General features: G+C 65.8%; 23 protein-coding genes. 20 read left to right on the forward strand and 3 right to left on the reverse strand.

What is annotated here, in order from left to right; all coding sequences use genetic code 11:
- The first annotated feature begins 179 nt into the window (after nucleotides 1-179).
- The 5 genes from BST40_RS05540 to BST40_RS05560 all read left to right on the forward strand — a co-directional run bounded on the left by BST40_RS05540 (nucleotide 180) and on the right by BST40_RS05560 (nucleotide 7,062).
- Nucleotides 180-2,522 (forward strand): nitric-oxide reductase large subunit, encoded by a 2,343-nt coding sequence (locus BST40_RS05540; RefSeq protein ID WP_083153713.1) that lies wholly within the window; start codon nucleotides 180-182, stop codon nucleotides 2,520-2,522.
- Between the two features lie 3 nt (nucleotides 2,523-2,525).
- On the forward strand, nucleotides 2,526-3,152 hold the full coding sequence (locus tag BST40_RS05545; protein ID WP_075548838.1) for a hypothetical protein: 627 nt from the start codon (nucleotides 2,526-2,528) through the stop codon (nucleotides 3,150-3,152).
- Complete coding sequence (locus tag BST40_RS05550; protein WP_075548839.1) at nucleotides 3,149-3,946, forward strand: slipin family protein; 798 nt, start codon at nucleotides 3,149-3,151, stop codon at nucleotides 3,944-3,946. Before BST40_RS05545 ends, BST40_RS05550 begins: the two co-directional genes overlap by 4 nt.
- 359 nt (nucleotides 3,947-4,305) lie before the next feature.
- Nucleotides 4,306-5,442: a PPE family protein gene (locus BST40_RS05555; RefSeq protein WP_075548840.1), complete on the forward strand. Its 1,137-nt coding sequence runs from the start codon at nucleotides 4,306-4,308 to the stop codon at nucleotides 5,440-5,442.
- A gap of 480 nt (nucleotides 5,443-5,922) precedes the next feature.
- Nucleotides 5,923-7,062 (forward strand): PPE family protein, encoded by a 1,140-nt coding sequence (locus BST40_RS05560; RefSeq protein ID WP_075548841.1) that lies wholly within the window; start codon nucleotides 5,923-5,925, stop codon nucleotides 7,060-7,062.
- A 5-nt stretch (nucleotides 7,063-7,067) separates the two neighbouring features.
- On the opposite strand, the gene BST40_RS05565 is transcribed toward BST40_RS05560, so the two are convergent.
- On the reverse strand, nucleotides 7,068-7,412 hold the full coding sequence (locus tag BST40_RS05565; RefSeq protein WP_075548842.1) for a hypothetical protein: 345 nt from the start codon (nucleotides 7,410-7,412) through the stop codon (nucleotides 7,068-7,070).
- 23 nt (nucleotides 7,413-7,435) lie between these two features.
- Here BST40_RS05565 and hisN point away from each other — a divergent pair, with 23 nt between their 5' ends.
- From hisN to BST40_RS29990, 5 genes are all read left to right on the forward strand, one after another.
- Nucleotides 7,436-8,218, forward strand: a complete 783-nt coding sequence (hisN, locus tag BST40_RS05570; protein WP_075548843.1) for a histidinol-phosphatase — start codon at nucleotides 7,436-7,438, stop codon at nucleotides 8,216-8,218.
- A gap of 19 nt (nucleotides 8,219-8,237) precedes the next feature.
- Nucleotides 8,238-9,344, forward strand: coding sequence for an AmmeMemoRadiSam system radical SAM enzyme (amrS, locus tag BST40_RS05575; protein WP_083153715.1), 1,107 nt, complete (start codon nucleotides 8,238-8,240; stop codon nucleotides 9,342-9,344).
- An 82-nt stretch (nucleotides 9,345-9,426) separates the two neighbouring features.
- On the forward strand, nucleotides 9,427-10,857 hold the full coding sequence (locus BST40_RS05580; protein WP_083153717.1) for an acyl-CoA dehydrogenase family protein: 1,431 nt from the start codon (nucleotides 9,427-9,429) through the stop codon (nucleotides 10,855-10,857).
- A 32-nt stretch (nucleotides 10,858-10,889) separates the two neighbouring features.
- Nucleotides 10,890-12,098 carry an acyl-CoA dehydrogenase family protein gene (locus BST40_RS05585; protein ID WP_083153719.1) on the forward strand — a complete coding sequence of 403 codons (1,209 nt, stop codon included), beginning with the start codon at nucleotides 10,890-10,892 and terminating at the stop codon, nucleotides 12,096-12,098.
- A 124-nt stretch (nucleotides 12,099-12,222) separates the two neighbouring features.
- Nucleotides 12,223-12,393 carry a hypothetical protein gene (locus BST40_RS29990; RefSeq protein WP_158083992.1) on the forward strand — a complete coding sequence of 57 codons (171 nt, stop codon included), beginning with the start codon at nucleotides 12,223-12,225 and terminating at the stop codon, nucleotides 12,391-12,393.
- Here BST40_RS29990 and BST40_RS05590 read toward each other — a convergent pair.
- On the reverse strand, nucleotides 12,348-12,989 hold the full coding sequence (locus BST40_RS05590) for a TetR/AcrR family transcriptional regulator (protein WP_083153721.1): 642 nt from the start codon (nucleotides 12,987-12,989) through the stop codon (nucleotides 12,348-12,350). The genes BST40_RS29990 and BST40_RS05590 overlap by 46 nt on opposite strands.
- Nucleotides 12,990-13,095: 106 nt before the next feature.
- Between BST40_RS05590 and BST40_RS05595 the strand changes: the two genes are divergently transcribed.
- From BST40_RS05595 to BST40_RS05615, 5 genes are all read left to right on the forward strand, one after another.
- Entirely contained in the window at nucleotides 13,096-14,694 is a 1,599-nt protein-coding gene (locus BST40_RS05595; protein WP_083153723.1) for a bifunctional 3-(3-hydroxy-phenyl)propionate/3-hydroxycinnamic acid hydroxylase, read from the forward strand.
- Nucleotides 14,691-15,566 carry an alpha/beta fold hydrolase gene (locus BST40_RS05600; RefSeq protein ID WP_075548849.1) on the forward strand — a complete coding sequence of 292 codons (876 nt, stop codon included), beginning with the start codon at nucleotides 14,691-14,693 and terminating at the stop codon, nucleotides 15,564-15,566. Before BST40_RS05595 ends, BST40_RS05600 begins: the two co-directional genes overlap by 4 nt.
- A complete protein-coding gene (locus tag BST40_RS05605) occupies nucleotides 15,563-16,576 on the forward strand; it encodes a VOC family protein (RefSeq protein ID WP_083153725.1) in 1,014 nt (337 codons plus the stop codon). The genes BST40_RS05600 and BST40_RS05605 overlap by 4 nt, the downstream gene beginning before the upstream one ends.
- 72 nt (nucleotides 16,577-16,648) lie before the next feature.
- Nucleotides 16,649-17,647 carry an acrylyl-CoA reductase family protein gene (locus tag BST40_RS05610; protein WP_083153727.1) on the forward strand — a complete coding sequence of 333 codons (999 nt, stop codon included), beginning with the start codon at nucleotides 16,649-16,651 and terminating at the stop codon, nucleotides 17,645-17,647.
- 41 nt (nucleotides 17,648-17,688) lie between these two features.
- A complete protein-coding gene (locus BST40_RS05615) occupies nucleotides 17,689-18,660 on the forward strand; it encodes an NADPH:quinone oxidoreductase family protein (protein WP_083153729.1) in 972 nt (323 codons plus the stop codon).
- 223 nt (nucleotides 18,661-18,883) lie between these two features.
- On the opposite strand, the gene BST40_RS33135 is transcribed toward BST40_RS05615, so the two are convergent.
- Nucleotides 18,884-19,126: a PPE domain-containing protein gene (locus BST40_RS33135; protein ID WP_158006378.1), complete on the reverse strand. Its 243-nt coding sequence runs from the start codon at nucleotides 19,124-19,126 to the stop codon at nucleotides 18,884-18,886.
- A 378-nt stretch (nucleotides 19,127-19,504) separates the two neighbouring features.
- Between BST40_RS33135 and BST40_RS05625 the strand changes: the two genes are divergently transcribed.
- Genes BST40_RS05625 through BST40_RS05645 form a run of 5 tightly spaced genes read left to right on the forward strand, consistent with a single transcriptional unit; the run spans nucleotide 19,505 to nucleotide 24,537 of the window.
- Nucleotides 19,505-20,596 (forward strand): homogentisate 1,2-dioxygenase, encoded by a 1,092-nt coding sequence (locus tag BST40_RS05625; RefSeq protein ID WP_083153731.1) that lies wholly within the window; start codon nucleotides 19,505-19,507, stop codon nucleotides 20,594-20,596.
- A gap of 8 nt (nucleotides 20,597-20,604) precedes the next feature.
- Nucleotides 20,605-21,786 (forward strand): alpha/beta hydrolase, encoded by a 1,182-nt coding sequence (locus BST40_RS05630; protein WP_075548918.1) that lies wholly within the window; start codon nucleotides 20,605-20,607, stop codon nucleotides 21,784-21,786.
- Nucleotides 21,783-23,024 carry a CaiB/BaiF CoA transferase family protein gene (locus tag BST40_RS05635; protein WP_083153733.1) on the forward strand — a complete coding sequence of 414 codons (1,242 nt, stop codon included), beginning with the start codon at nucleotides 21,783-21,785 and terminating at the stop codon, nucleotides 23,022-23,024. The genes BST40_RS05630 and BST40_RS05635 overlap by 4 nt, the downstream gene beginning before the upstream one ends.
- The gene (locus tag BST40_RS05640; protein ID WP_075548854.1) at nucleotides 23,021-23,917 is read left to right on the forward strand and encodes a hydroxymethylglutaryl-CoA lyase; all 897 of its coding nucleotides are present in this window, start codon (nucleotides 23,021-23,023) and stop codon (nucleotides 23,915-23,917) included. Before BST40_RS05635 ends, BST40_RS05640 begins: the two co-directional genes overlap by 4 nt.
- Nucleotides 23,917-24,537: a TetR/AcrR family transcriptional regulator gene (locus BST40_RS05645; protein WP_075548855.1), complete on the forward strand. Its 621-nt coding sequence runs from the start codon at nucleotides 23,917-23,919 to the stop codon at nucleotides 24,535-24,537. The genes BST40_RS05640 and BST40_RS05645 overlap by 1 nt, the downstream gene beginning before the upstream one ends.
- The last annotated feature ends 5 nt before the right edge of the window (nucleotides 24,538-24,542 follow it).

Genomic DNA, 24,542 nt, shown 5'->3' on the forward strand with positions numbered 1-24,542 from the left:
TACCCAGGGGCGTTGGTCCCGATATCAGTGCCATTGGTCCCTACAGGACAACGGTCGGTCAAACGCACTATTGCCAGCGCGCCGATAGACGAATTGGATGTTTACGAGCCGTCGTTGCATGTGAACAAGGAGTTGAATCCGCGGCGATACAGCCCATCATCCAGACAGGAGATCTCGGAATGGCTGCTCAACAGACATCGTCATCGCCAATTCCCAGCCGGCAATCGTCGCGCCCCCTGATCGGGAAGGGCTGGATTCAGGGTGTGGCCCTGGTGATGATCTTCGGCTTCCTGGTGATGGGAATCCTGGTCTACCGCACGTACACCGCGGCGATGCCGCTGCCGGACAAGGTCGTCGCCGAATCGGGCCAGGTCCTGTTCACCGGCGACGACATCACCCGCGGCCAAGAGCTCTACCAGGCGCGTGGCCTCATGCAATATGGATCGGTGCTCGGCCACGGCGCCTACCTGGGGCCCGACTACACCGCCGACTACCTGCGCATGGCCACCGACGACGTCGCCGATCAGCTACGGGCCCAAGGGGTGGCCGACCCCCGCGATCGGGTGGTCACCGAATTCCGGACCAACCGCTACAACCCCGATACCAAGACGCTGGTGTTCACCGACCGCCAGGCCGCGGCGTTCGGGCGGATCCAAAACCACTACGCGGCCTACTTCGGGGAGAACTCGACCAAGTACGGGCTGCTGCCGCAGCTGATCACCGATAAGGCACAAATCCGCGACCTGACCGCGTTCTTCGCCTGGACGGCGTGGGCGGCCGCCGCCGAGCGGCCCGGCCACAAGTACAGCTACACCAACAACTGGCCGGCCGAGCAGCGCGTCGACAACGGTCCGACCGCAGCGGTGATCCTGTGGTCGGCGCTGTCGCTGATCGCGTTGCTGGGCGGCATCGGGATCATGTTCGCCATCTACGGACGCTGGAGCCAAAAGGTCGGCTGGCACAGCGCCGAGGCGTCCAACCTCTCCTTCCGCCAACCCGGCGAGGTGAGCCTGACGCCGGCCCAGCGGGCGACCATCTGGTTCTTCGCGATCGTCTCGGTGCTCTTTCTGGCCCAAACACTGCTGGGCGCCGCCGCCGAGCACTATCGGGCCGACTTGTCGAACTTCTTCGGCCTGGACCTGGCCCGGCTGCTGCCGTACAACCTGGCCCGGACCTGGCATCTGCAGCTGGCGCTGTTCTGGACCGCGGCGGCGTTTCTGGCGGGCGGCATCTTCTTGGTGCCGTTCATCAGCCGTCGGGAGCCCAAACGTCAGGGCCTGCTGGCCTACGTGTTGCTGGGCGCGGTTGCCGTCGTGGTGTTCGGCTCGCTGATCTGCGAGGCGCTCTCCATCTACGGGGTGATTCCCCAGGGCGGGCTGCTCTCCCAGCAGTGGGAGTACCTCGACTTGCCGCGGCTGTGGCAGATCCTGCTGATCGTCGGCATGTTCGTCTGGATCGCCATCATCTTCCGCGGCATGCGCGCCCGGCTCAAAGGCGAGTCGAAGATGAACATGCCGTGGTTGTTCTTCTTCTCCGGCCTGGCCATTCCCACTTTCTACGCCGTCGGGTTGTTGGCCAGCAGCGGCACCCACTACACCGTCGCCGACTTCTGGCGGTTCTGGGTGGTGCACCTGTGGGTCGAGGACTTCCTCGAACTCTTCACCACCGTGATGGTGGCCTACATGTTCGTGCTGCTGGGTGTGGTGCGGGAACGCATTGCCCTCGGCGTGATCTTCCTCGATGTCATCCTGTACTCCGCCGGCGGCGTCATCGGCACCATGCACCACCTGTACTTCTCGGGTACCCCGGTGGAGCACATGGCGCTAGGCGCCTTCTTCTCGGCTGCCGAGGTCATTCCGTTGACCTTCCTGACGGTCGAGGCGTGGGCGTTCCTGCAGCTGGGTGCGCGCCAGCAGTCCGGCGACGGCAACCCGTTCCCGCATCGCTGGGCGGTGATGTTCCTGGTCGCGGTCGGGTTCTGGAACTTCGTGGGCGCGGGCATCTTCGGATTCCTGATCAACCTGCCGGTGGTGTCCTACTACGAGATCGGCACCGCGCTGACGGCAAACCACGGGCACGCGGCCATGATGGGGGTTTACGGCATGCTGGCCGTCGGCCTGGCGATGTTCGCCTTCCGCTATGTGATCCCGGCCGACAAGTGGCCGGAGAAGCTGGCGCGAATCTCGTTCTGGGGCATGAACATCGGCTTGGCCTGGATGGTGTTCGCCACCCTGCTGCCGCTGGGCATCCTGCAGCTTTACCACTCGGTCAACGATGGCTATTTCGAGGCGCGGTCGCTGGGCTACATCACCAAGCCCGGCAACGCGGTGATCGAATGGCTGCGGATGCCCGGTGATCTGATCCTCATCGTCGGCGGCGTGCTGCCGTTCGTCTGGATCGCCTGGACCGCGTTGCGCAACTTCCGCTCCGGTTCGACGGTCGAGGAATTGCCGGAACATCCGCTGTACACCGAGGTTCAGGCGGAGCCGACATCCGGTGTTAAGTCGCCGGCGAGGGACTGAGCGGTGGCGCCGCCGGCTGCCTCGGTCTGGCTGTTCGCCGGGTATTCGCTGGCGTTGCTGGCCATCGGGTGGAGCTTCGACTCGATGGCGCGGCGGGCATCAGCGCGTGCGGCACGCTGGCGCACCGGCCAGTTCACCTATCACCGCGACCACGACGCCTGGGTGTGTCCACAGGACCAATGGCTATGGCCGAGTTCGTTTGATCCCAAGCACCGGGTCATGCGTTATCGGGCGTTGCCGGTGGTGTGCAACAGCTGTCCGGTCAAAGACAGCTGCACGACGTCGGACCACGGCCGGGAGATCAGTCGCGAGGTGGATCCGTGGCCGCACTCGGACGCCGGACGGTTCCACCGCGGGATCGCTTGCTGCGTGGCCGCGTTGGGAATCGTGCTGCCGCTGGCCACGTTGATCGCCAACCACTCGCCGGCTGAGATGTTGGTGTTGACGGGCACCATGCTGGTGGTCGTGGTGCTGGGGCTGCCACTCGCCCGCCACCTGTGGAACACCCCGTCCAACGCGCCCGACCATCTGCCGCATCGCAGCGCGATCGAAGACCAGGTGGCCGCCGCGGTCGACCGCTATTCGACCCGCTGGGGCGGCTGGGAAGGCAAGGAGGACAAGACATCGTGACCGGTGTGGTGATCGGCTTCATCGTTGTCGGCGTCGTGGTTCTGGTAGTGCTTGCCGTGCTGGCGCTGGCTGTGCTGCGCGAGTACGAGCGCGGCGTGGTGTTCCGGGTGGGGCATGTGCGCCCACTCTACCAACCGGGACTTCGGTTACTGATCCCATTGGCGGACAAAATGATCCGGGTCGACCAGCGGCTGGTCACGCTGACCATCCCGCCGCAGGAGGTGATCACCCGTGACAACGTGCCGGCCCGCGTCAATGCGGTCGTCATGTTCCAGGTGACCGACCCGATGAAAGCGATTCTGGCGGTGGAGAACTACGCGGTGGCCACCTCGCAGATCGCGCAGACCACACTGCGTTCCCTGCTGGGCCGCGCGGACCTAGATACCCTCCTGGCACATCGCGAGGACCTCAACAGCGATCTGCGCACCATCATCGAAAAGATGACCGAGCCCTGGGGTGTGCAGGTTCGCGTGGTGGAGATCAAGGACGTCGAGATTCCCGAGTCGATGCAACGGGCCATGGCCCGAGAAGCCGAAGCCGAGCGGGAACGCCGCGCCAAGGTCATCAACGCCCGAGGAGAGCTGCAGGCGTCAGAGGAGCTGCGGGAAGCCGCCGAGACTTTGTCGAAGAGCCCCGCCTCACTGCAATTGCGCTATCTGCAAACTCTTTTGGAGCTGGGCGCCGACCAGAACTCGACGGTCGTCTTCCCGCTGCCGGTCGACATCATCACCCCGTTTCTGCGGCAACCTGAACTGTTGCAGAGCGTTGTCGACAACTTCAACCACCGCGGCTAACCGGGCACCGCACGTCTGAGGAAGCCACAGGAAAGTCTCGGACACGATTTGGCTTCGCCGTGACTTAAAGTCGCGGCTCCTGGCTGACCTGCGGAGCTATTGCACCACAGCCCTGTTCACACCAGCTGCCAGCCGCGGCACACCGCGGTTCACCACACCCGCAAGCGCGCCTGCGGGGTAGTCGCCGTCCCGCGGCCACGGTCTGACCGGCTATACGCTGACCGCGGCCCGCGGCCTGCCGCACATGTCGTGATGCACGTCGACGGTCTCCGTCCTATTCCCGCACCCGCACCCACGCCTAAGCCGAAGCCACGCCGAAGCCGCCGCGAAGGCCACAACAGTCAAGGGGCTGTGACGCAATGGATTACGCATTCTTGCCGCCGGAGATCAACTCTGCGCGAATCTACAGTGGCCCGGGACCGCGCTCGTTACTGGCTGCTGCGGGGAGCTGGGATACGGTAGCCGCCGAATTGACGTCCGCGGCCGCGGGCTACGGCTCGGTGATCTCGACCCTGACCGCGATGTATTGGTGCGGTCCGGCGTCGGTGTCCATGCTGGCAACGGCTGTTCCATTTGTCGAATGGCTGGAAACGACTGCCGCCCAAGCGAAGGAGTCCGCTGATCAGACCAGAGCGGCAGCGGCCGCGTTCGAGCAGGCCCATGCGATGACGGTTCCTCCCGCAGTGGTCGCGGCCAACCGCAGCAGGCTGAAGGCGCTGATCATGTCGAACTTCTTCGGGCAGAACACTGCGGCGATCGCGGCTACCGAGGCGCAATATGTGGAAATGTGGGCCCAGGACGCCGCCGCCATGTACGGCTACGCGAGCAACGCGGCCGCCGCCACGGCGCTGACGCCGTTTTCCTACCCTGAGCTGAGCGTCAACCCGGCCGGGGTGCTCGCCCAGAGCGCCGCGGGCAGCCAAGCCATCGGCGGATTCGCCGGAAACACCGCGACCGTGTTGTCGTGGTTGGCTTCCCTGGCGCCCGAGGCCCTGCAGGCGGTCCAGGATTGGCCGAATATTCTGCCCGAGGACTTCACCATTCTTGACGCCATATTCGCGGTCTATGCAACCATGGACGTGTCACAGGATGTCGAGTCGGTCGCTGCCGGAATCATCGGGGCCGAGGACAACCTGGGCCTGTTTGGGACCACCGAAAATCCAGCGGAGTTGCTGCCGGCCGACCTCTCCCCGGTCTTCCCGGCGGCCGAAAGCAGTGCTGGCGCAGGGCCGTCTAACGTGGTAACCGCGAGCATGAGCCGGGCGGGCTCGATCGGCCCGTTGTCCGTGCCAGCGTCTTGGACCGCGCCGTCGACCGGCCCCGTAACGGCGTTGTCCGGCAGCGGCTTGACCACCCTCCCCGGGACCGAGGTACCCGATCACGGCCCGCCGGGGGTACCCGGCACGCCGGCCGGCGCCTTGAAGCGAGCCTCGGGCGTCATGCCCCGCTACGGGGTTCGGCTCACCGTGATGTCGCGCCCACCGGCGGCCGGCTGATCACCGGCCACACCTTTCGTCGACTCCGGCAACCGGCCGCGGTGTCGCTACCGGGATATCTGCGACCGAGGATCGGGCAAATCGCGATCGCCGAGCAGCCCCGGCAAACTTTCGTTTCTCTCTGGTTCGTGTGGCGAATTCACTGCGAATTCATGTAGCCGTCGCCTAATATTCACTCCAACCGGCGTACGCGGTCGGCTGTGGCTTGCCAGTTTTAGGGCATTCCGGAATCGAAGGTCACCCAACATGCCCTGTGCGAATGGCCCACCAGCGACCCACCTCCCACGACGCCACGTGAAAAGAGCCCGAAAAGTTCTGGGCCGCAATCTCACTGACCCGGCGCGCTGTTAGTCCCGGGTTCCGGACCGACGGGAACAACCTGTCGTCCACGACACCGCCAACGCGGCACCTATCACGCCGGCACCGAACCGATCGCGGGGCACGTCCCACCGTACGAACTACCTAAGGAGCTGTGACACAATGGATTTCGCTTTATTGCCACCGGAAGTCAACTCCGGCCGGATGTACACCGGTCCCGGCCCGACCTCACTGCTCGCGGCGGCGGGCAGCTGGGACGCGCTGGCCACCGAGCTGGACACCACCGCCCAGACCTACGAATCGGTGGTGTCGGGCCTCACCACTTTGGATTGGTACGGCCCGGCATCGGAGTCGATGGCCGCAAGGGTCGCCCCCTATGTGAGTTGGCTCTACACGACCGCGACCCAGACAAAGCAGACGGCCATGCAGGCCAGGGCCGCTGCGGCGGCCTTCGACCAAGCGTTTGCGATGACCGTGCCACCGCCGGCGATCGCGGCCAACCGCATCCAGCTGATGGCGTTGATCGCCACCAACTTCTTCGGCCAGAACACGGCAGCGATCGCGGCCACCGAGGCGCAGTACGCCGAGATGTGGGCCCAGGACGCGGCGGCGATGTACGGCTACGCCACCGGCTCAACGGCGGCGGCGCAACTGACACCGTTCCCCTCACCGTCGCAGATCACCGATCCGGCCGGGCTGGGCGCGCAAAGCGCCGCCGTCGCCCAGGCCAACGCCAGCGCGGCCGCCACGGACCCGATTTCGCAGCTGGTTGCCGCGGTGTCCCAATCCCTGGGGGCGTTGTCCGGATTACAAATACCCAATTTCCTTCCTGCCGACTACGCCGTCCTTGACGGGATATTCGCCATCTACGCGACGTTCAGCGCGATTGACAGCGTCGAGTCGATCGCCGACGGCATCATCGGCGATGAAGCCGCATTGGCTCCGGCGTTGACCAGCGCAACCGAGACCCTGCCGGCCGAGGCCGGTTCGGTGCTCGCCGCGGCGCAACAGCCGACCGGCGCCGCACTGGGGTTGGGTGGCAACGCGGTGCTTGCGAGTGCCGGCCGGGCCGGTTCTATCGGGCAACTATCCGTGCCGGCGAGCTGGGCCGCCCCGGCAACCCGGACTGTCGCGGCATTGTCGCCCGCGGGCCTGACGACGATACCGGGCACCGAGGAGGTCGGGGCAGGCACGCCGGGTGTCCCGGGAATGGCGGTGCCGGCGCCGTCACGTGCCTCCGGCGTGCTGCCCCGTTACGGGGTGAGGCTCACGGTCATGGCACATCCACCGGCGGCCGGATGACTCGATTAGTCGGGCCGCGACTCCGGTGGCGGCTCGGCCGGTGCGAAGTTCCAATTGTCAGGATTCTTCGGCGAATACACGACCGGAAGCACCTGACCGATGGCCGGCCACTGGCTGGCGTCGACCGCCATCCGCCGATAAACACTGTGCTCGTTGACGGTTGGGCCGTTGATGACGCCGGAGATGGTGACGAACTGCTCACCGGCCGCGTCCGGCCGGGGACTGACGCCGGTCACCAGCAGCGTGCCGCTCGCCAGCGCACCGCGCGGACCCGGCGGAAAGAACCGCGGAGCAAGAAACACCACCAGGACCGCAACCAAAATGAGCAGCACGCCAAATTCCCATCCCACGCCGCCATGGTAGGACTGCTGGCGTGAGTCAGCAGGATCTACGCCTTGCGTTGGCGCTCGCCGATCGTGCGGACGCGGTGACGCGCGCCCGGTTCGGCGCGCTCGACCTGCACGTCGACACCAAGCCCGACCTGACGCCGGTGACCGACGCCGACCGAGCGGTTGAAGCCGACATCCGTGCCGCACTCGCCCAGGAACGTCCGGGTGACAGCATCCTCGGCGAAGAGTTCGGCGGAACCGCCACTTTCCGCGGACGACAATGGATTGTCGACCCGATCGACGGCACCAAGAACTTCGTGCGCGGGGTGCCGGTGTGGGCCAGTTTGATCGCCTTGCTCGACGACGGCGTTCCGTCCGTCGGGGTGGTGAGCGCGCCCGCGCTGCACCGACGGTGGTGGGCCGCGCACGGCCAGGGTGCGTTTGCCTCAGTCGACGGCACGCAACCGCGCCGGCTGTCGGTTTCCTCAGTGCCGGAACTGGATTCGGCGAGCTTGTCGTTCTCGAGCCTCTCGGGCTGGGCACAGCTCGGCTTGCGAGACCGTTTCATCGAGCTGACCGATGCGGTGTGGCGGGTGCGCGGCTACGGCGACTTCCTGTCTTACTGCCTCGTGGCCGAGGGCGCCGTCGATATCGCCGCCGAACCGGAGGTGTCGGTGTGGGATCTGGCTGCGCTGGACATCCTGGTACGCGAGGCGGGAGGCCAACTCACCAGCTTGGACGGCACACCCGGACCGCACGGCGGCAACGCGGTGGCGACCAACGGCCTACTGCACCAGGGGGTTCTGGCCAGGCTCCACGCGGCGTAGCCTGGCGTCCGAGAATGACATGACTGCCGTTGCTTCGCCGGACGACCCGTTCACCATCCCGACGAGACACTGGCACCGCCTCGATGACGGCCGGATCCAGTGCGACGTATGCCCGCGCGCCTGCAAGCTGCACGAGGGGCAGCGCGGGCTCTGCTTCGTCCGCGGCCGCCGTGCCGACCGGATTGTGCTGACCAGCTATGGACGCTCCAGCGGGTTCTGCGTCGATCCGGTCGAGAAGAAGCCGCTCAACCATTTCTTGCCCGGGTCGGCCGTGCTGTCGTTCGGCACCGCGGGGTGCAACCTGGCATGCAAGTTCTGCCAAAACTGGGACATCTCCAAGTCGCGGGAGACCGATACCCTTGCCGGCCGCGCCGGTCCCGACGACATCGCTGGTGCTGTCGACGAATTAGGTTGTCGCAGTGTGGCATTCACTTACAACGATCCGACGATCTTCTGGGAATACGCCGCCGATGTCGCCGACGCCTGCCATCAACGGGGCATCAAAGCGATCGCGGTGACGGCCGGGTACATGTGTCCGGCCCCGCGCGCGGAGTTCTACCGGCATATCGACGCCGCCAATGTCGACCTGAAGGCGTTCACCGAAGACTTCTACCGCAAGGTCTGCGTCGGCCACCTGCGCGATGTGCTCGACACCCTCGTTTACCTACACAACGAGACGAACGTCTGGCTCGAGATCACCACCCTGCTGATCCCGGGCCGTAACGACAGCGATGCGGAGCTCGCCGCCGAATGCGCATGGGTTCGCGAAAACCTGGGCGTCGACGTGCCGATGCATTTCACCGCATTCCATCCGGACTACAAGATGACCGACACGCCGCCGACGCCGCCGGCCACCCTGACGCGGGCCCGTCGGATCGGCATCGACGAAGGCCTGCGCTTCGTCTACACCGGAAACGTCCACGACACCGAGGGCGGCACCACACACTGCCCGGGATGCGGGACTGCGGTGGTGGTTCGCGATTGGTATGCGATGCGGGTTTATGCGCTGACCGATGACGGATGCTGCCGATCGTGTGACCGTCAGTTGGCCGGTGTGTACGACGGCCCCGCGGGCGGTTGGGGCCGGCGGCGGCTTCCGCTGCCCACCAGCCTGTCAACGGTGTGAATTAACTAACACCAGCCCCATTTATCTTACTCGGGAGTAAGATAGGGTTATCGCATCGCCCCAACGACAGAGGCAAGCTGACATGACCAACACAATTCCTGCTGCTCCTGCTGCTGAACCCGCTTCCGGCTCGCCGGCTCCGCGCTCCCGATCGCGCCTGCCGCGCCGCGGCCGCCAAAGCGCAATCGGACTGCAGCCGCACAAGCGGAGCGGCATCGACGTCGCCCTGGCCTTCCTGACGCCCATCGTCGGTCAGGAATTCCTGGACAAGTACCACCTGCGCGATCCGCTGAACCGGACGTTGCGCTACGGCGCCAAGACGATCTTCTCCACCTCCGGGGCCGCAAGCCGGCAGTTCCGGCGGGTGCAGGGCCTCCGCGGCGGCCCCACCCGGCTCAAGGCCAGCGGCAAAGACTATTTCGACCTCACGCCCGACGACGACCAAAGGATGATCGTCGAGACCGTGGACGAGTTCGCCGCAGAAATTCTGCGACCCGCCGCACACGACGCCGACGAAGCCGCGACCTACCCGGTCGACCTCATCGCCAAAGCCGCCGAACTCGGCATCACCGCAATCAATATTCCCGAGGACTTCGACGGCATCGCCGAGCACCGCTCCAGCGTGACCAACGTGCTGGTGGCCGAGGCATTGGCGTACGGCGACATGGGGCTGGCGTTGCCGATCCTGGCCCCCGGCGGTGTGGCCGCAGCGCTGACCCATTGGGGCAGCGCCGATCAGCAGTCCACCTACCTCGCCGAGTTCGCCGGTGAGAACGTTCCACAGGCGTGTGTGGCGCTCGCCGAACCGCAACCGCTGTTCGACCCCACCCGGCTAAAAGCGACCGCCATCCGCACCCCGTCCGGCTACCGGCTGGACGGCGTCAAGTCGTTGGTCCCGGCCGCTGCCGCCGCCGAGCTGTTCATCGTCGCCGCGCAGCTGGACGGCAAACCGGCGTTGTTCATTGTCGAGTCGTCGGCCAAGGGTCTGACCGTCAAGCCGGACCCGAGTATGGGCATCCGCGCCGCGGCCCTGGGCCAGGTCGATCTCGCCGGGGTTTCCGTCCCGCTGAGCGCGCGCCTGGGTGAGGACCAGGCGAGCGACGCCGACTACTCGGAAGCGATCGCGCTGGCCCGGCTCGGCTGGGCGGCGCTGGCGGTCGGCACCTCACATGCGGTTCTCGACTACGTCGTCCCCTACGTGAAAGAACGCCAGGCCTTCGGCGAACCGATCGCGCACCGGCAGGCCGTCGCGTTCATGTGTGCCAACATCGCCATCGAGTTGGACGGACTGCGGCTGATCACCTGGCGCGGGGCGTCTCGCGCCGAGCAGGGACTGCCCTTCGCCCGGGAGGCCGCGCTGGCCAAGAGGCTGGGCGCCGACAAGGGGATGCAAATCGGCCTGGACGGCGTCCAGCTGTTGGGCGGTCACGGTTTCACCAAGGAGCACCCGGTCGAACGCTGGTATCGCGACCTGCGGGCCATCGGCGTCGCCGAGGGTGTTGTCGTTATCTGAGTCGTTATCTGATCCGAGCTGAAAGTCCAACGATGCCAATCAATCTGGAATTACCCCGCAAACTGCAGGCCGTGATGACCATGACCCATCAGGGTGCCGCCGAAATCATGCGGCCGGTATCGCGCAAATACGATCTGAAAGAACATGCATACCCGGTCGAACTGGACACCATGATGAGCCTGTTCGAGGGTGTCGCGGACGCCAAATCGGTCGCCTTCGCCGGAGCTGATGCGCTGGGCGACACCGAATCCACCACCGACAACCACAACGGCGCCAACATGGCCGCACTGCTGCAGACGCTGGAGGCCTGCTGGGGTGACGTCGCGCTGATGTTGACGGTCCCCTACCAGGGGCTGGGCAACGCGGCCATCTCCGCGGTCGCCACCGAAGAGCAACTCGAGCGGCTGGGCAAGGTATGGGCGGCGATGGCCATCACCGAACCGGGATTCGGATCCGATTCGGCCGCCGTGTCGACGACCGCCACCCTCGACGGCGACGAGTATGTAATCAACGGCGAAAAGATCTTTGTCACCGCCGGATCGCGCGCCACCCACATCGTGGTCTGGGCCACCCTCGACAAGTCGAAGGGCCGTGCGGCGATCAAGTCGTTCATCGTGCCGCGTGAGCACCCGGGTGTGACGGTCGAACGTCTCGAACACAAGCTCGGTATCAAGGCTTCCGACACGGCGGTGATTCGCTTCGATAACGCGCGCATCCCCAAGGACAACCTGCTGGGAAACCCGGAAATTCAAGAGGGCAAGGGCTTTTCCGGGGTGATGGAGACTTTCGACAATACCCGGCCGATTGTTGCCGCCATGGCTATCGGGGTCGGGCGTGCGGCGTTGGAGGAGATCCGCAAGATCCTCACCAATGCCGGGGTCGAGATCGACTATGACAAACCCGCATATGTGCAGAGCGCTGCCGCCGCCGAGTTTCTGCGGATGGAGGCCGAATGGGAGGCCAGCTACCTGCTGGCGCTGCGCGCGGCATGGCAGGCCGACAACAACATTCCCAACTCCAAGGAAGCCTCGATGAGCAAGGCCAAGGCCGGCCGGATGGCCAGCGACGTCACCCTGAAGAGCGTCGAATTAGCCGGTGCCACAGGCTATTCCGAACAAACGCTGCTGGAGAAGTGGGCCCGCGACTCCAAGATCCTGGATATTTTCGAAGGCACCCAGCAGATCCAGCAACTGGTGGTCGCCCGTCGGCTGCTGGGCCTGTCGTCCGCCGAGCTGAAGTAAGCGCAGACCCGCTTGACTCGTTACCGTTGAGCGCCGGAGTGAGTTTCGCTCCGGTCACAGGAGTCTCCGCGGGTTCGAGTGCTGGTTTTGCCCGGCTCTGCGCGGCACGTCGTTGCGTGTGTGCGTGACCGCGGTGAAACAGTTCGTCCATGCCGGGATACCGCAATGTCAACGGGCCGATCGGCGCAACGCCGGCGTCCGCCGCGGCGAGCAGGGCGGCGGCTTCGTCGATCATGCCGGGCAGCAGCGTCATCGGTCGTCGTTCTCCTCGATCATGCGCAGCGCGGTGTCATAGAGCGCCTTTCCGTGGATCTCGAACATCGCGGTGAGATCGACACTGTCGCCGCCGATTTCCTTGGCGATGAACAGGCCGTCGGCGCCGGCGATGCCATACGTCGCCAGCTGGTGCACCTGCTCGTCGGTCAAGCTCGGGGCCAGGTCGCGAAGACTGCGGCTCATGGCATCGAAGGCCTGGTCCCTGACCTGAATGAACATCGCCCGCGCCCGCGGTTCGATCGGGCGGCGCTCCAGCGCCAGCATCAACCCCAGCCGCAGAAAGTCCGGTGAATTCAGCACCGCCTTGGCGGTTCCGGCCGCGACCTCCAGCAGCCGGTCGCGCGCAACCAGATCCCCGGGCAACTGCCAGACCTTGAGCCAGTTGCCGAAACTGCGTTCGATGACGGCGGCGATCAGATCGTCTTTGTCCTTGAAATGCCAGTAGATCGAGCTGGCCGGAAGCCCGCACTTGGCGCTCACCGCGCCGATGCTGGTGCCTTCGTAACCACGTTCGGCGGCGATCTCGTTGGCCGCGTCCAGGATGCGGTTTCGTGACATCTCGCCGTCGGCGCGCCGCTGGCGGCGCTTGGGTTCGCTTTTCGGATTCTTGGTCATCGGACTCCCGCCTATTGACTCTGTAGTGATCATTACACTACCGTAGCGATCACTACAGAACAAGTCCCCGACCGCCCCCGGGGCCGCAACAGAATGTGAGACGGCAGTGAGTGACACTTCGAGTTACGACGTCGCGATCGTCGGCTACGGGCCGACCGGCGCGACCGCGGCCAATATCCTGGGTCGACTTGGACTCAAAGTCGTTGTGATCGAACGCGATCCGGATATCTACCTGCGTGCCCGCGCCATCTCTATCGACGAAGAGGTAATGCGGGTGTGGCAGTCGATCGGGCTGGCCGACCGGCTGCAGGAGGACATGCTGCCCGGCCGGCCGATCGCCTTTGTCGACGCCAACTGTGTGCCGTTCATCGAGTGGGTCATCGGCTCGAAGGGCTCCGGGCATCCACCGCAGCAGTTCATCTATCAACCCGCCGTCGATCAGGTGCTGCGCGAAGGTGTTGCCCGCTTTCCCAACGTCGAGGTGCTCGTCGAGCATGAATGCCTGCGCGTCCTCAACAGAGGTGACGAGGTCGAGCTGATGCTGGCCGACCTGGCCAGCGACACCTTCAAACGGCTGCGAGCGTCCTTCGTGATCGCCGCCGACGGCGGCTCGTCGCCGACCCGGCGGAAACTGGGCATCGGCTACCAGGGGCGCACCTACGGGGAGCGCTGGATCGTCATCGACACCAAGGTACGCAAGACCTGGGATGCCCACGACCGCTTGCGGTTTCACTGCACGCCGAAGCGTCCTACCGTCGACTGCCCGACCCCGCTGATGCATCACCGCTGGGAGTTCCCGATCCGCGCGGACGAGGACGAGAAGCAGCTGTCCAGTCACGAGGAGATCTGGAAAGTCCTTGGCGCTCAAGGCATCACACGGGAGAATGTCGAGATCCTGCGCGCCGTGGTGTACAGCCACCACGTCCGCTTCGCCGACCGGTGGCGGGCGGGCCGAATCTTCTTGGCCGGTGATGCCGCGCACGCCATGCCGCCGTGGCTGGGCCAAGGTATGTCGGCCGGCGTTCGCGATGTGAACAATCTGTGCTGGAAGATCGCCGCGGTGCTGCGCGGACAAGCCCCCGACACGCTGCTGGACTCCTACCAGAGCGAGCGGATGCCCCACGTCAAAGAGGTGACTCGGCGCGCGGTCATGATGGGCCGGCTCATCACCGAACGGCACCGGCCCGTCACCTTCGTCCGCGATCATCTGCTTCGCAGGCTGACCCGCGGGCTGCCCCGGTCGGTGGATGTGCTGCAGAAGTACTTCTGGATACCCGACGCGCGGTACGCCGACGGGTTCCTGGCGGCCAGGCAACCGGCCGTCGGGTGGCAGCTGCCCCAGCCCTGGGTCATCGACACCAAGGGTGCGACGGTCCGCCTTGACGACGCGCTGGGGAACCAGTGGGCGATCCTGTACACCGACACCCTGCCCGCCGGCGCCGGCGCCTGGACGGAACTCGGGCTGCCGGCCTTCCGGATCGACGGACCGAACTCGGCAAGCCACAAGGACGCGATCCGCGATAGCGGCGGCAACCTGCTCGCCTGGCTGAAGGACAAGGCAGCGGCCGCCGTGGTGGTGCGCCCGGACGGATTCGTCTATGCCGCAAGCGTACCCGGGAAGCCACTACCCCCACCCCCGGCCGGACTGACGCAGTGCAGCGCGCCCGCCCCGGTCGAGCCGATCAGAAGTGGAGCAGCAGCATGACCGTCGCGGAGCTGACCGAAAACACTGCCGTCGTCGCTGGCAAGACCATCTTCTTCGCGGAAAAGGGTCGCGGCTTCCCGGTGGTCATGTTGCACGGCGGCGGACCCGGAGCGTCGGGAGTCTCGAACTACTCGCGCAATATCGACGCCCTGGCACAGTCCTATCGCGTCATCGTTCCCGATATGCCGGGCTACGGCCGCTCGGCCAAGAGCGCCGACCACAACGATCCGTTCGGGTATCTGGCCGACATGATCCGCGGCCTACTCGACGAATTGGGCGTCCAGGCCGCACATCTGATCGGCAACTCCTATGGCGGCGCCACAGCTCTGCGGCTGGCGCTGGACACGCCACATCGCGCCGGCAAGCTGGTGTTGATGGGTCCGGGCGGTATCGGGACTACCCGCGCGCTACCTGCCGAAGGCTTGAAGTACCTGCTTTCCTACTACGGCGGTACCGGACCCAGCCGCGAGAAGCTGGCCACGTTCATCCGTAGCTATCTGGTCTACGACGGCGCCGCGGTGCCGGACGATCTGATCGACTCGCGCTACCGAGCGTCCGTCGATCCCGAGGTGGTGGCCAACCCGCCGCTGCAGCGGCCTTCGGCACCGGCGGCGCTGCGCACCGCGTGGCGTATGGATCTTATCCGGGACAAACGGCTCAAGCAGCTGTCCAACCCCACCCTGGTGCTGTGGGGCCGTGACGACAAGGTCAACCGTCCCTCCGGCGGACCGCTGTTGGTCAACGTCATGCCTAATGCCGAGCTGGTCGTGACATCCCATACCGGCCATTGGATGCAGTGGGAGCGCGCGGACCTGTTCAACCAGCTTGTCACCGAATTCCTTTCCTCCGACTCGAAATTGGCAGTCTCATGACTGACACTTCCACCTCGGTCTTTGGCCGGGTCCACCTCGGCTACATCGTGATCGAGACCGAGAAGTTCGCCGACTGGCGACGTTTCGGCCGCGATGCCATCGGCATGCACCTCGACGAGACGGTGCCCGGTGTCATGCGGTTCCGGCTCGACGACAACGAATGCCGCTTTCTGTTGCAGCGGGGCCCCGCCGAGGATGCCACCGCCCTGGGGTGGCAGCTCGACGACCACGCCACGTTCGACACCATCGAGGCCCGGATCAAGAGTCACGGCGTTCCTGTCACGGTCGGCTCCGCGGATGACGCCGCGCAGCGCGGCGTCGAGCGCTTCGTCCGGTTCCCCGGGCCCAACCGCCTGACCCAGGAGATGTACGTCAACGCCCGCAACGGCTCCCAACCGCTGACCTTGGCGGCCGGTGGCGGTTTCGTCACCGGGGCGGACGGCATGGGCCATGTGGCCATCACCACCAAGAAGCCACAGCAGATGCGCGGGTACTACGACACGGTGTTCGACGCGCGGCTCAGCGACTACATCGATGAGACGATCAGCGGCGTGAAATTCAAGATCCGGTTCCTGCGGGTCAACGAACGCCACCACACGGTGGCGATCGCGTCGACGAAGCACTTGCCGATCAACCCGATTCGCACCAGGATTCAGCATTGCAACGTGCAGGTCGCTGAGCTCAACGACATGACGTTGGCCTATCAACGGGTGCAGCAGCTGGGGTTCGACATGGCCCTTTCGGTTGGCCAGCACACCAACGACAAGGAGTTGTCGTTCTACGCGGTAACCCCGTCGGGGTTCGAGTGGGAACTGGGCTGGAATCCGATCGTCGTCGACGAATCGACCTGGGAGCCAACCACTCATCAGGGCATCAGCATCTGGGGCCATACCCCGGAGGGGCAGACGATCGTCGATATCTTCGAGCGGTTCAAGATCGGCGCACAATCGATGCTGCACCGCGAACACGCCGTTCCCGAGCTGTGCGGGACGGGCATTCCCGACGACTGAGCCGGCGACGCGGTCACCCGAAAAGCGACCGGGTGGAAACCAATCCAGCCGCTGCGGTTAGCGTCGAACGTTATGGACACGTTTCAAGCACTGGTGGCCCGCCAGGACCAGGATCGGATCAGCACGACGGTGGAGACGCTGACAACGGCCGATCTGCCGCCCGGCGAAGTGACCATCCGGGTGCTGTACTCCAGCGTCAACTTCAAAGACGCGCTCGCGCTGACGCCGGGCGGCGGTGTGGTGCGCAAGTACCCCGTCGTGCCGGGTATCGATCTGACCGGCGAAGTCGTGGACTCGCAGTCGCCCGAGTTCGCCGCCGGCGACATGGTGCTGGCCCACGGCTATCAGATCGGGACGGGTCACCATGGCGGCTACGCCGAATATGCCCGGCTGCCAGCCGATCAGGTGGTACCCCTGGGTGCGTTGAGTCCGCACGACGGCGCGGCGATCGGCACCGCCGGCTTCACCGCGGCGATGAGCGTGCAGGCGCTGATCGATTGGGGTATCGCACCAGACGCCGGGTCCGTCGTTGTCACCGGCGCCTCCGGTGGCGTCGGGACGGTCAGCGTCGACCTGCTGGCCGCCGCAGGCTATCGAGTGGTGGCCTCGACCGGCAAACCCCAGGCCGCCGAACTGCTGAAAATGCTTGGCGCCAGCGAGGTTATCGGCCGGCTGCCCGCCGACCCGGACGCCAAACCGCGGCCATTGGCCACCGCGCGCTGGGCGGCCGCGGTGGACTGCGTGGGCGGCGCGACACTGGCCGACGTGTTGAGCGCAGTCGACTACGGCGGGGCGGTCGCGGCCAGCGGCCTCACCGGCGGGCCAGCCCTGCATACCACCGTGATGCCGTTCATCCTGCGCGGCATCGCCCTGCTGGGAATGGAATCCGTGCAGATGGCGATCGGTCCGCGCCGCAACCTTTGGGCACGCCTTGGCGATTCGCTACGGCCACGCCATCTGGCCGACATCACCACCGAGGTCGACGTCAAGAATGTCGTCGAGGTGGTCGACCAAGTCCGGGCCGGCGCGTTCACGGGGCGCGCTGTGGTGCGGGTAGCCGGCGGGTTCTAGATTGGGGCCGGGGACTGACGGGGCTTCACCAAGGAGGTGGCATGCGCGCGGCACGGGTGACTCGGCTAGACGGTCCGGACTCGGTCGAGGTGGGCGAGGTCGACGAACCCGCCGGCGACGGTGTGGTGGTCGATGTATACGCCGCCGGCGTGGCGTTTCCCGACGCGCTGCTCACCCGCGGCCTCTACCAGTACCGGCCCGAGCCGCCGTTCGTGCTCGGGGCCGAAATCGCCGGGGTGGTGCGCACCGCGCCCGAGGATGCCCAGGTGCGGGCCGACGACCGGGTCGTCGGCCTGACGATGCTCACTGGCGGCATGGCCGAGGTCGCGGTGCTCGCCCCCGACCGGGTGTTCAAGCTGCCCGACAACGTGAGCTTCGAGGCGGGAGCCGGCTTGTTGTTCAACGACCTGACGGTGTACTTCGCCCTCAGTGTCCGTGGCCGGTTGCAGCGCGGCGAAACGGTACTGGTGCACGGCGCGGCCGGCGGCATCGGCACGTCGGCGCTGCGGCTGGCACCGGTGCTCGGAGCGTCGCGCACCATCGCGGTGGTCAGCACCGAGGAGAAAGCCGCGGTCGCGACGGCCGCCGGGGCCACCGACGTGGTGCTGGCCGAAGGGTTCAAAGACGCGGTCAAGGCGCTGACGGACGGTCGCGGCGTGGACGTGGTGGTCGACCCGGTAGGCGGCGACCGGTTCACCGATTCGCTACGCTCGCTGGCCCCGGCGGGTCGCCTGCTGGTCATCGGCTTCACCGGTGGTGAGATACCGACTGTCAAGGTAAACCGGCTGCTGCTCAACAACATTGACGTGGTCGGTGTCGGCTGGGGCGCCTGGGCCGGAAAGCATCCCGGCGCGCTGTCCGAGCAGTGGGCCGCACTCGAACGGCTGCTCAGTTCTGGCGAACTGCCTCCTCCCGAGCCGGAGGTCTACCCGCTGGAGCAGGCCGGTGCCGCGGTGGCGTCGCTGGAAAATCGCACTGCCAAAGGCAAAGTGGTGTTGCGTGTCCGCGATTAGCGAGCACGCTCAGACGAGCGACGCGAAATCGCCGGCTATCGATTTGGCCGCGCCGTAATAGGCATACGCGTGGAAGAAGCTCAGGAACGTGAGCAGTCCGGTGTCGGCGACAATCGGATAGCCCACCGCGTTAATGATTCCCGCAGGGTCGCCGTGGAGCGCTTTCCCAATTCCGTCGAGGAAGAGATTGACGTCATAGGACGGAGAGAAATGAGGATGGCGCTCAAGGTGTCTGCGGTCGGAAGCAGAGTCGCGTAAGCCGACGAGGTCGCGCTCGTGACGGCGTTGGTGAGGTTGGTGTTCCCGGTCTGCAGACCCTCGATGATGCCGTCGATCGAGGGTGCCACGCCGACCCCGCTACCGCCGAAATAACCGACGACACTGCGGTTGCGCTAGTGGCCAGATCCTCGCTCAGCGCCGCCCACGCCGTCGCCGCGGCCAGCAGGGGGCCCCGGTGCGGGGCCACAGAGAATCCGGGCAGAGTTCACCTCCGGCGCCAACATCGAGAATTCCATCACACCCACCTGACCGTCAGAACGTCAACACCCGTGGACAACTTCGGGTACCGTAGCCGATGTTGTCATCGCGAGTTGCCGTTTTAGCCAACCTTGGTTGACATCAATCGGAGTTGAAGCCAGCTCGGGTCAACGGTGTTGGACAACAGGCGTCGGGTCATGGCGCCGGCCGATTATTCGGCCGGTCGAGATGGTGGCCCGCCCCGGCGCGGAGCCGGCCCGCGGACTGTTCGGTGCCAGGCCCTTGCATCCGCCGAAAAGAAAAGTAATATCACTTTCAGTTTTATGTTGAACTTCACCTGACTTGCCCGACCCCCGGGAGCCGACGTATGGAATCCTTCGTCCACCTGCGTAAGGGCCGGACACCGCGGCGCCTGCATGCCGATCTCGACGGGCTCAAGGACGACGAGCTGGGCCGCGGCGGCTTCACCGGGCGAACCGCCAACATCTACCGCCGCCACGACCCCACCGGGTACCGGGCGGTCGGCCCACTGCGGCCGGTGGACGTGCTGGCTCACGAGCTCAACCCCGATGACGCCACCGATGCCGACGGCGGACCGCTACCGATGTTCCACAACGCCGACTGCCGGATTCTGCTGAGCCGCCGCCAGCAGCCCATGCCGTTCTACAGTCGCCACGTCGACGGCGACTTGCTGTGCTTCGTCCACCGGGGCAGCGGCATGGCCGAAACCGAGTTCGGCCCGTTGCGTTACCGGGAGGGGGACTGGGTCTATATCCCCAAGGCCTGCACCTGGCGCCAGCTACCGGACAGCGAAACAACCCTGCTGATGGTCGAGGCCACCGACGAGTTTCGGGTGCCACCGCCCGGCGCGCTGGGCCGGCACTTCCCGTTCGACCCGTCGCAGGTCACCATCCCGGAGCCGGTACCGATCGACGACGACGCCCGTGACGAGTACGAGGTACGGCTGATCCACCGGGGCGGCCCGACAAGCCTGTACTACCAACACAATCCGATCGACGTCGAAGGCTGGCGCGGCGACAACTTTCCGTTCACCTTCAACATCGCCGACTACAACGTGATCACCTCTGACAGCGTCCACCTGCCGCCGACAGTGCACCTGTTCATGCAGGCCACCGGGGTCTACGTGATGAACTTTCTGCCCAAACCCGCCGAGGGCGTCCCCGGCACCGAGCGCACACCCTGGTATCACCGTAATGTCGACTACGACGAGATCGCCTTCTTCCACGGCGGTTCGCTCTACGGCATTCCGATGCCACCGGGGCTGATCTCCCATGCGCCCCAAGGGGTTCACCACGGCGCACCCGAAAAGGCACGGGACCGGGCGCGCCGCAAGTTCGACGAATATTCGACGGTCGACTGGCAGGTGATCGCCATCGATACCCGCCGGCGACTCGCCCCCTCAGACGCGGTGCTGGCTCACGACCTCGGACAGCACTGACCATGACGATGACGACCCGTCACGAATACGACAGAGTCCCCTACCTCGTTGCCTTCCAGAACAATTCCGGTGTCCGCGACATCTATGGCGGGCTCGCCGAGATCACCGTGTTGGAGAGCTACCTGTTGCGGCCCACGGATAAGCCGTCGGATACCGTGCTGGTGTTCATGCACCCCATCGGCGGCGGCGCCTATCTGCCGATGATCAACGCGCTGGCCCGAGCCGGCCACCATGTCATCTACTGCAACAGCCGGTTCCGCGGCACCGACTCGGCGCTGCTGATGGAGAAGGTGGTCGAGGACCTGGGCGAGTGCATCAAGGACGCAAAAACGCGGCTGGGCTACACCAAGGTAGTGCTGGCTGGGTGGAGCGGCGGCGGTTCGCTGTCGATGTTCTACCAGCAGCAGGCTCAGCACCCGACCGTCACGTCCAGCCCGTCCGGCGACGGGCCTGACCTGACCCGGCTCGGGCTTGCCGCCGCCGACGGCATCATGCTGCTGGCCGCGCACATCAGCCGCCATGGCACGCTCACCGAATGGCTCGACGCGTCGATCCTCGACGAAACCGACCCCACCAAGCGCGATCCCGAACTGGACCTGTACCACCCGGATAACCCCAACCAGCCGCCCTACAGCCAGGAATTCCTGGCGCGATACCGGCAGGCTCAGATCGATCGCAACCGTCGTATCACTGCGTGGGTCAAGGACACGCTGGCCGAACTGGCGGCCCGGGGCCGTCCTCATGATGAGGTGTGCTTCGTCGTTCACGGCACCATGGCCGACCCGAGGTGGCTGGATCCGACCGTCGATCCCAACGAACGAACGCCGGGCACCTGCTATCTGGGTGATCCGCAGGTGGTGAACATGAGCCCGGTCGGGTTGGCCCGGTTCTGCTCGTTACGCAGCTGGCTGTCGCAGTGGAGTTACGACGATGCCCGCGGCGACGGCGTGGCATGCGCGCATGATCTCACCGTTCCCGCGCTGGTGATCGGTAACCTTGCAGACGATGCCTGCACGCCCAGCCATACCCGGCGGCTCTTCGAAGCGATCGGGTACCCCGACAAGGAGATGTACGAAATCCCCGGCGCTACACACTATTACGCGGGTCCCGAGCAACGCGACAAACTGGCACAGGCCGTCGACATCGTGACCGACTGGCTGATCCGCCACGACTTCGCGAGCACCGCATGACCGAGCCGGCCGGGAGTGCGGCACACTGCGAGTCGACCCCAACCGGACCGCTGGACGGCATCCGGGTACTCGAGCTCGGCACCTTGATCGCCGGCCCCTTCGCCGGCCGGCTGCTCGGCGACATGGGCGCCGACGTCATCAAGGTGGAGCCGCCGGGCGCCCCGGATCCGTTACGCACCTGGGGCCAGGCCGAACTCAACGGGCACCGCGTCTTCTGGACCGTGCACGCCCGCAACAAACGCGCCATCACCCTCGACCTGCGACGCCCGCGCGGCCGGGAGCTCTTTCTCCACCTGGTCGAGAAATCCGACATCGTCGTGGAGAACTTCCGCCCCGGCACGCTGGAGAAGTGGCATCTGGGATACGACGTGCTCAGCGCCCGCAACCCCGGCATCATCCTGGTCCGGGTGTCGGGTTATGGACAAACCGGGCCCGACGCACACAAAGCGGGTTACGCCTCGGTGGCCGAGGCGGCCAGCGGGCTGCGCCATCTCAACGGCTTCCCCGGCGGACCGCCGCCCCGGCTCGCGCTGTCGCTGGGCGACACCCTGGCCGGCATGTTCGGCGCCCAGGGCGCGTTGGCCGCGCTGTATCGCCGCGGCGTCACCGGCAAGGGCCAGGTGGTCGATGTCGCCCTCACCGAATCCTGTTTGGCGGTCCAGGAATCCACGATTCCGGATTACGACGTCGGCGGGGTGGTCCGCGGGCCGTCCGGAACCAGGCTGGAAGGCATTGCGCCGTCCAACATCTACCGCAGCGCCGACGGCTCCTGGGTGGTGATCGCCGCGAACCAGGACACCGTGTTCGCCCGCCTGTGCACAGCAATGGGGCGTTCGGAACTGGTCACCGATGACCGGTTTGCCACGCACGGGGCACGCGGCCGCAACCAGGACGAGCTCGATACGATCATCGGCTCCTGGGCCGCCGAACGTCAGCCCGGCGAGATCATCGAAACACTGTCCGCCGCAGGAGTGATCGCCGGACCGATCAATACCGTCGCGGAGGTGGTCGACGATCCACAGCTGCGGGCACGCGGCATGCTGGTCGAGCATTATGACGAACGAATCGAGCGGCCCGTCCTGGGACCGGGGATCGTGCCGGTGCTCTCCGAATCACCGGGCACCGTGCGCACCGCAGGTCCCGCCCACCCCGGTCAGCACAACGACGACGTCTATATCGGACTACTGGGCAACAGCGCTCAGGACCTCGACGAGTTGCGTGCCGAAGGAGTGTTATGAATTCCCGGATAACCATTCGTGAGGTCTCGCTGCGCGACGGACTGCAGATCGAGAGGCCAATCCCGTTGTCGGCCAAGCTGGAGTTGCTGGCCTCGGTGGCCGCCACGGGTGTGCGTGAGGTGGAGGCGACGGCGTTTGTGTCACCGTCCAAGGTTCCGGCGATGGCTGATGCCGCCGAACTCGCGGCCGAATTACCCAACTACCCCGACATCGAGTTCTCCGCACTGGTGGCCAGTCCCAACGGCGCCAAGCGGGCGATCGCGGCCGGCCTGCGCGCGATCGAATACGTGGTGGCGGCCAGCGACTCGTTCAGCAAGGCCAACGTCGGTCGCAGCAGCGCCGAGGCGACCGTCCACATCGGCGAAATCCTTGCCATCGCCCGGAGCAGCGAGGTGACCGTCGAGGTCATCGTCGCCACCGCATGGGATTGTCCGTTCGACGGGCCCACCCCGCCGCAGCGGGTCCTCGACATCGCTGCCGTCGCCCGCGATCTGGGTGTGGACCGGTTCTCGATCGCCGACACCATCGGCACCGCTACGCCGGGTCGAGTAAGTTCGCTGATCGCACAACTACGTCCGGTGATCGGTGACATTCCGCTGGGTGGTCACTTCCACAACACCCGGGGCGCGGGGCTGGCCAGTGCCTATGCGGCGGTGTGCGCGGGTGTTACCCGGCTGGACGCCTCGGTCGGCGGACTGGGTGGCTGTCCGTTTGCACCGGGCGCCACCGGCAATATCGCCACCGAGGATCTGGTGTATCTGCTGGCCGACAGCGGCTTCGATGTCGACGTCGACTTGCCGGCCGCCATCGCGGCGGCTGAGGTTGCGAAATCGGTTGTCGGCCATGAATTGCCGGGCGCGCTGCTACGCGCCGGCGACCGGATCCGGAACTGATGCCCGCCGGCACACTCACCTCCAAGGGCCGCCAGACTCGGCAGGCCATCGAACAGTCCGCGCGAAAGCTGTTTGCCGAGCGCGGATTTCACGGGGTGACCCTGGCCGATATCACAGCGGCCGCGGGCAAGTCGCCCGCGGTGTTCTACCGGTACTTCTCCGACAAAGAGGATTTGCTGGCCGCCCTCGCGGAATCGTTTCTGCACGACGTCGTCGCGCCGTCCGGGCTGAGCGTGCAGTTGCCGGATACCCCCGAGGACGACACGTTCTTCACCTCGGTGGTCACCGGTTACTGGAACATCTTCAAACAGAACATCGGCATCATGATCGCTGTTGCTCAACTGGCAGCCACCCAGCGGCGTTTCGCCGCCGTGCAGAACGAATTCCGGCGTTTCGGAATGAACATCGTGGCCGCCTCGGTCCGCCGCGCTCAAGAGCAGGGCTACGGCACCGAGCTCCATCCGGAGCACACGGCGGCCGCGATCGCCCTGTTGTTCGAGAACTTCACCACCGTGTTCGTGGGCCGCTCGGGCCCGGAGAATCTGCGTCTGGACATCAGCGACGAGGATGCGATCAAAACCTTGTCAACGATCTGGAAGAAAACCCTGTACGGCGCTTAAGGAGA

It is taken from the genome of Mycobacterium persicum, assembly GCF_002086675.1.
Lineage (GTDB): Bacteria > Actinomycetota > Actinomycetes > Mycobacteriales > Mycobacteriaceae > Mycobacterium > Mycobacterium persicum.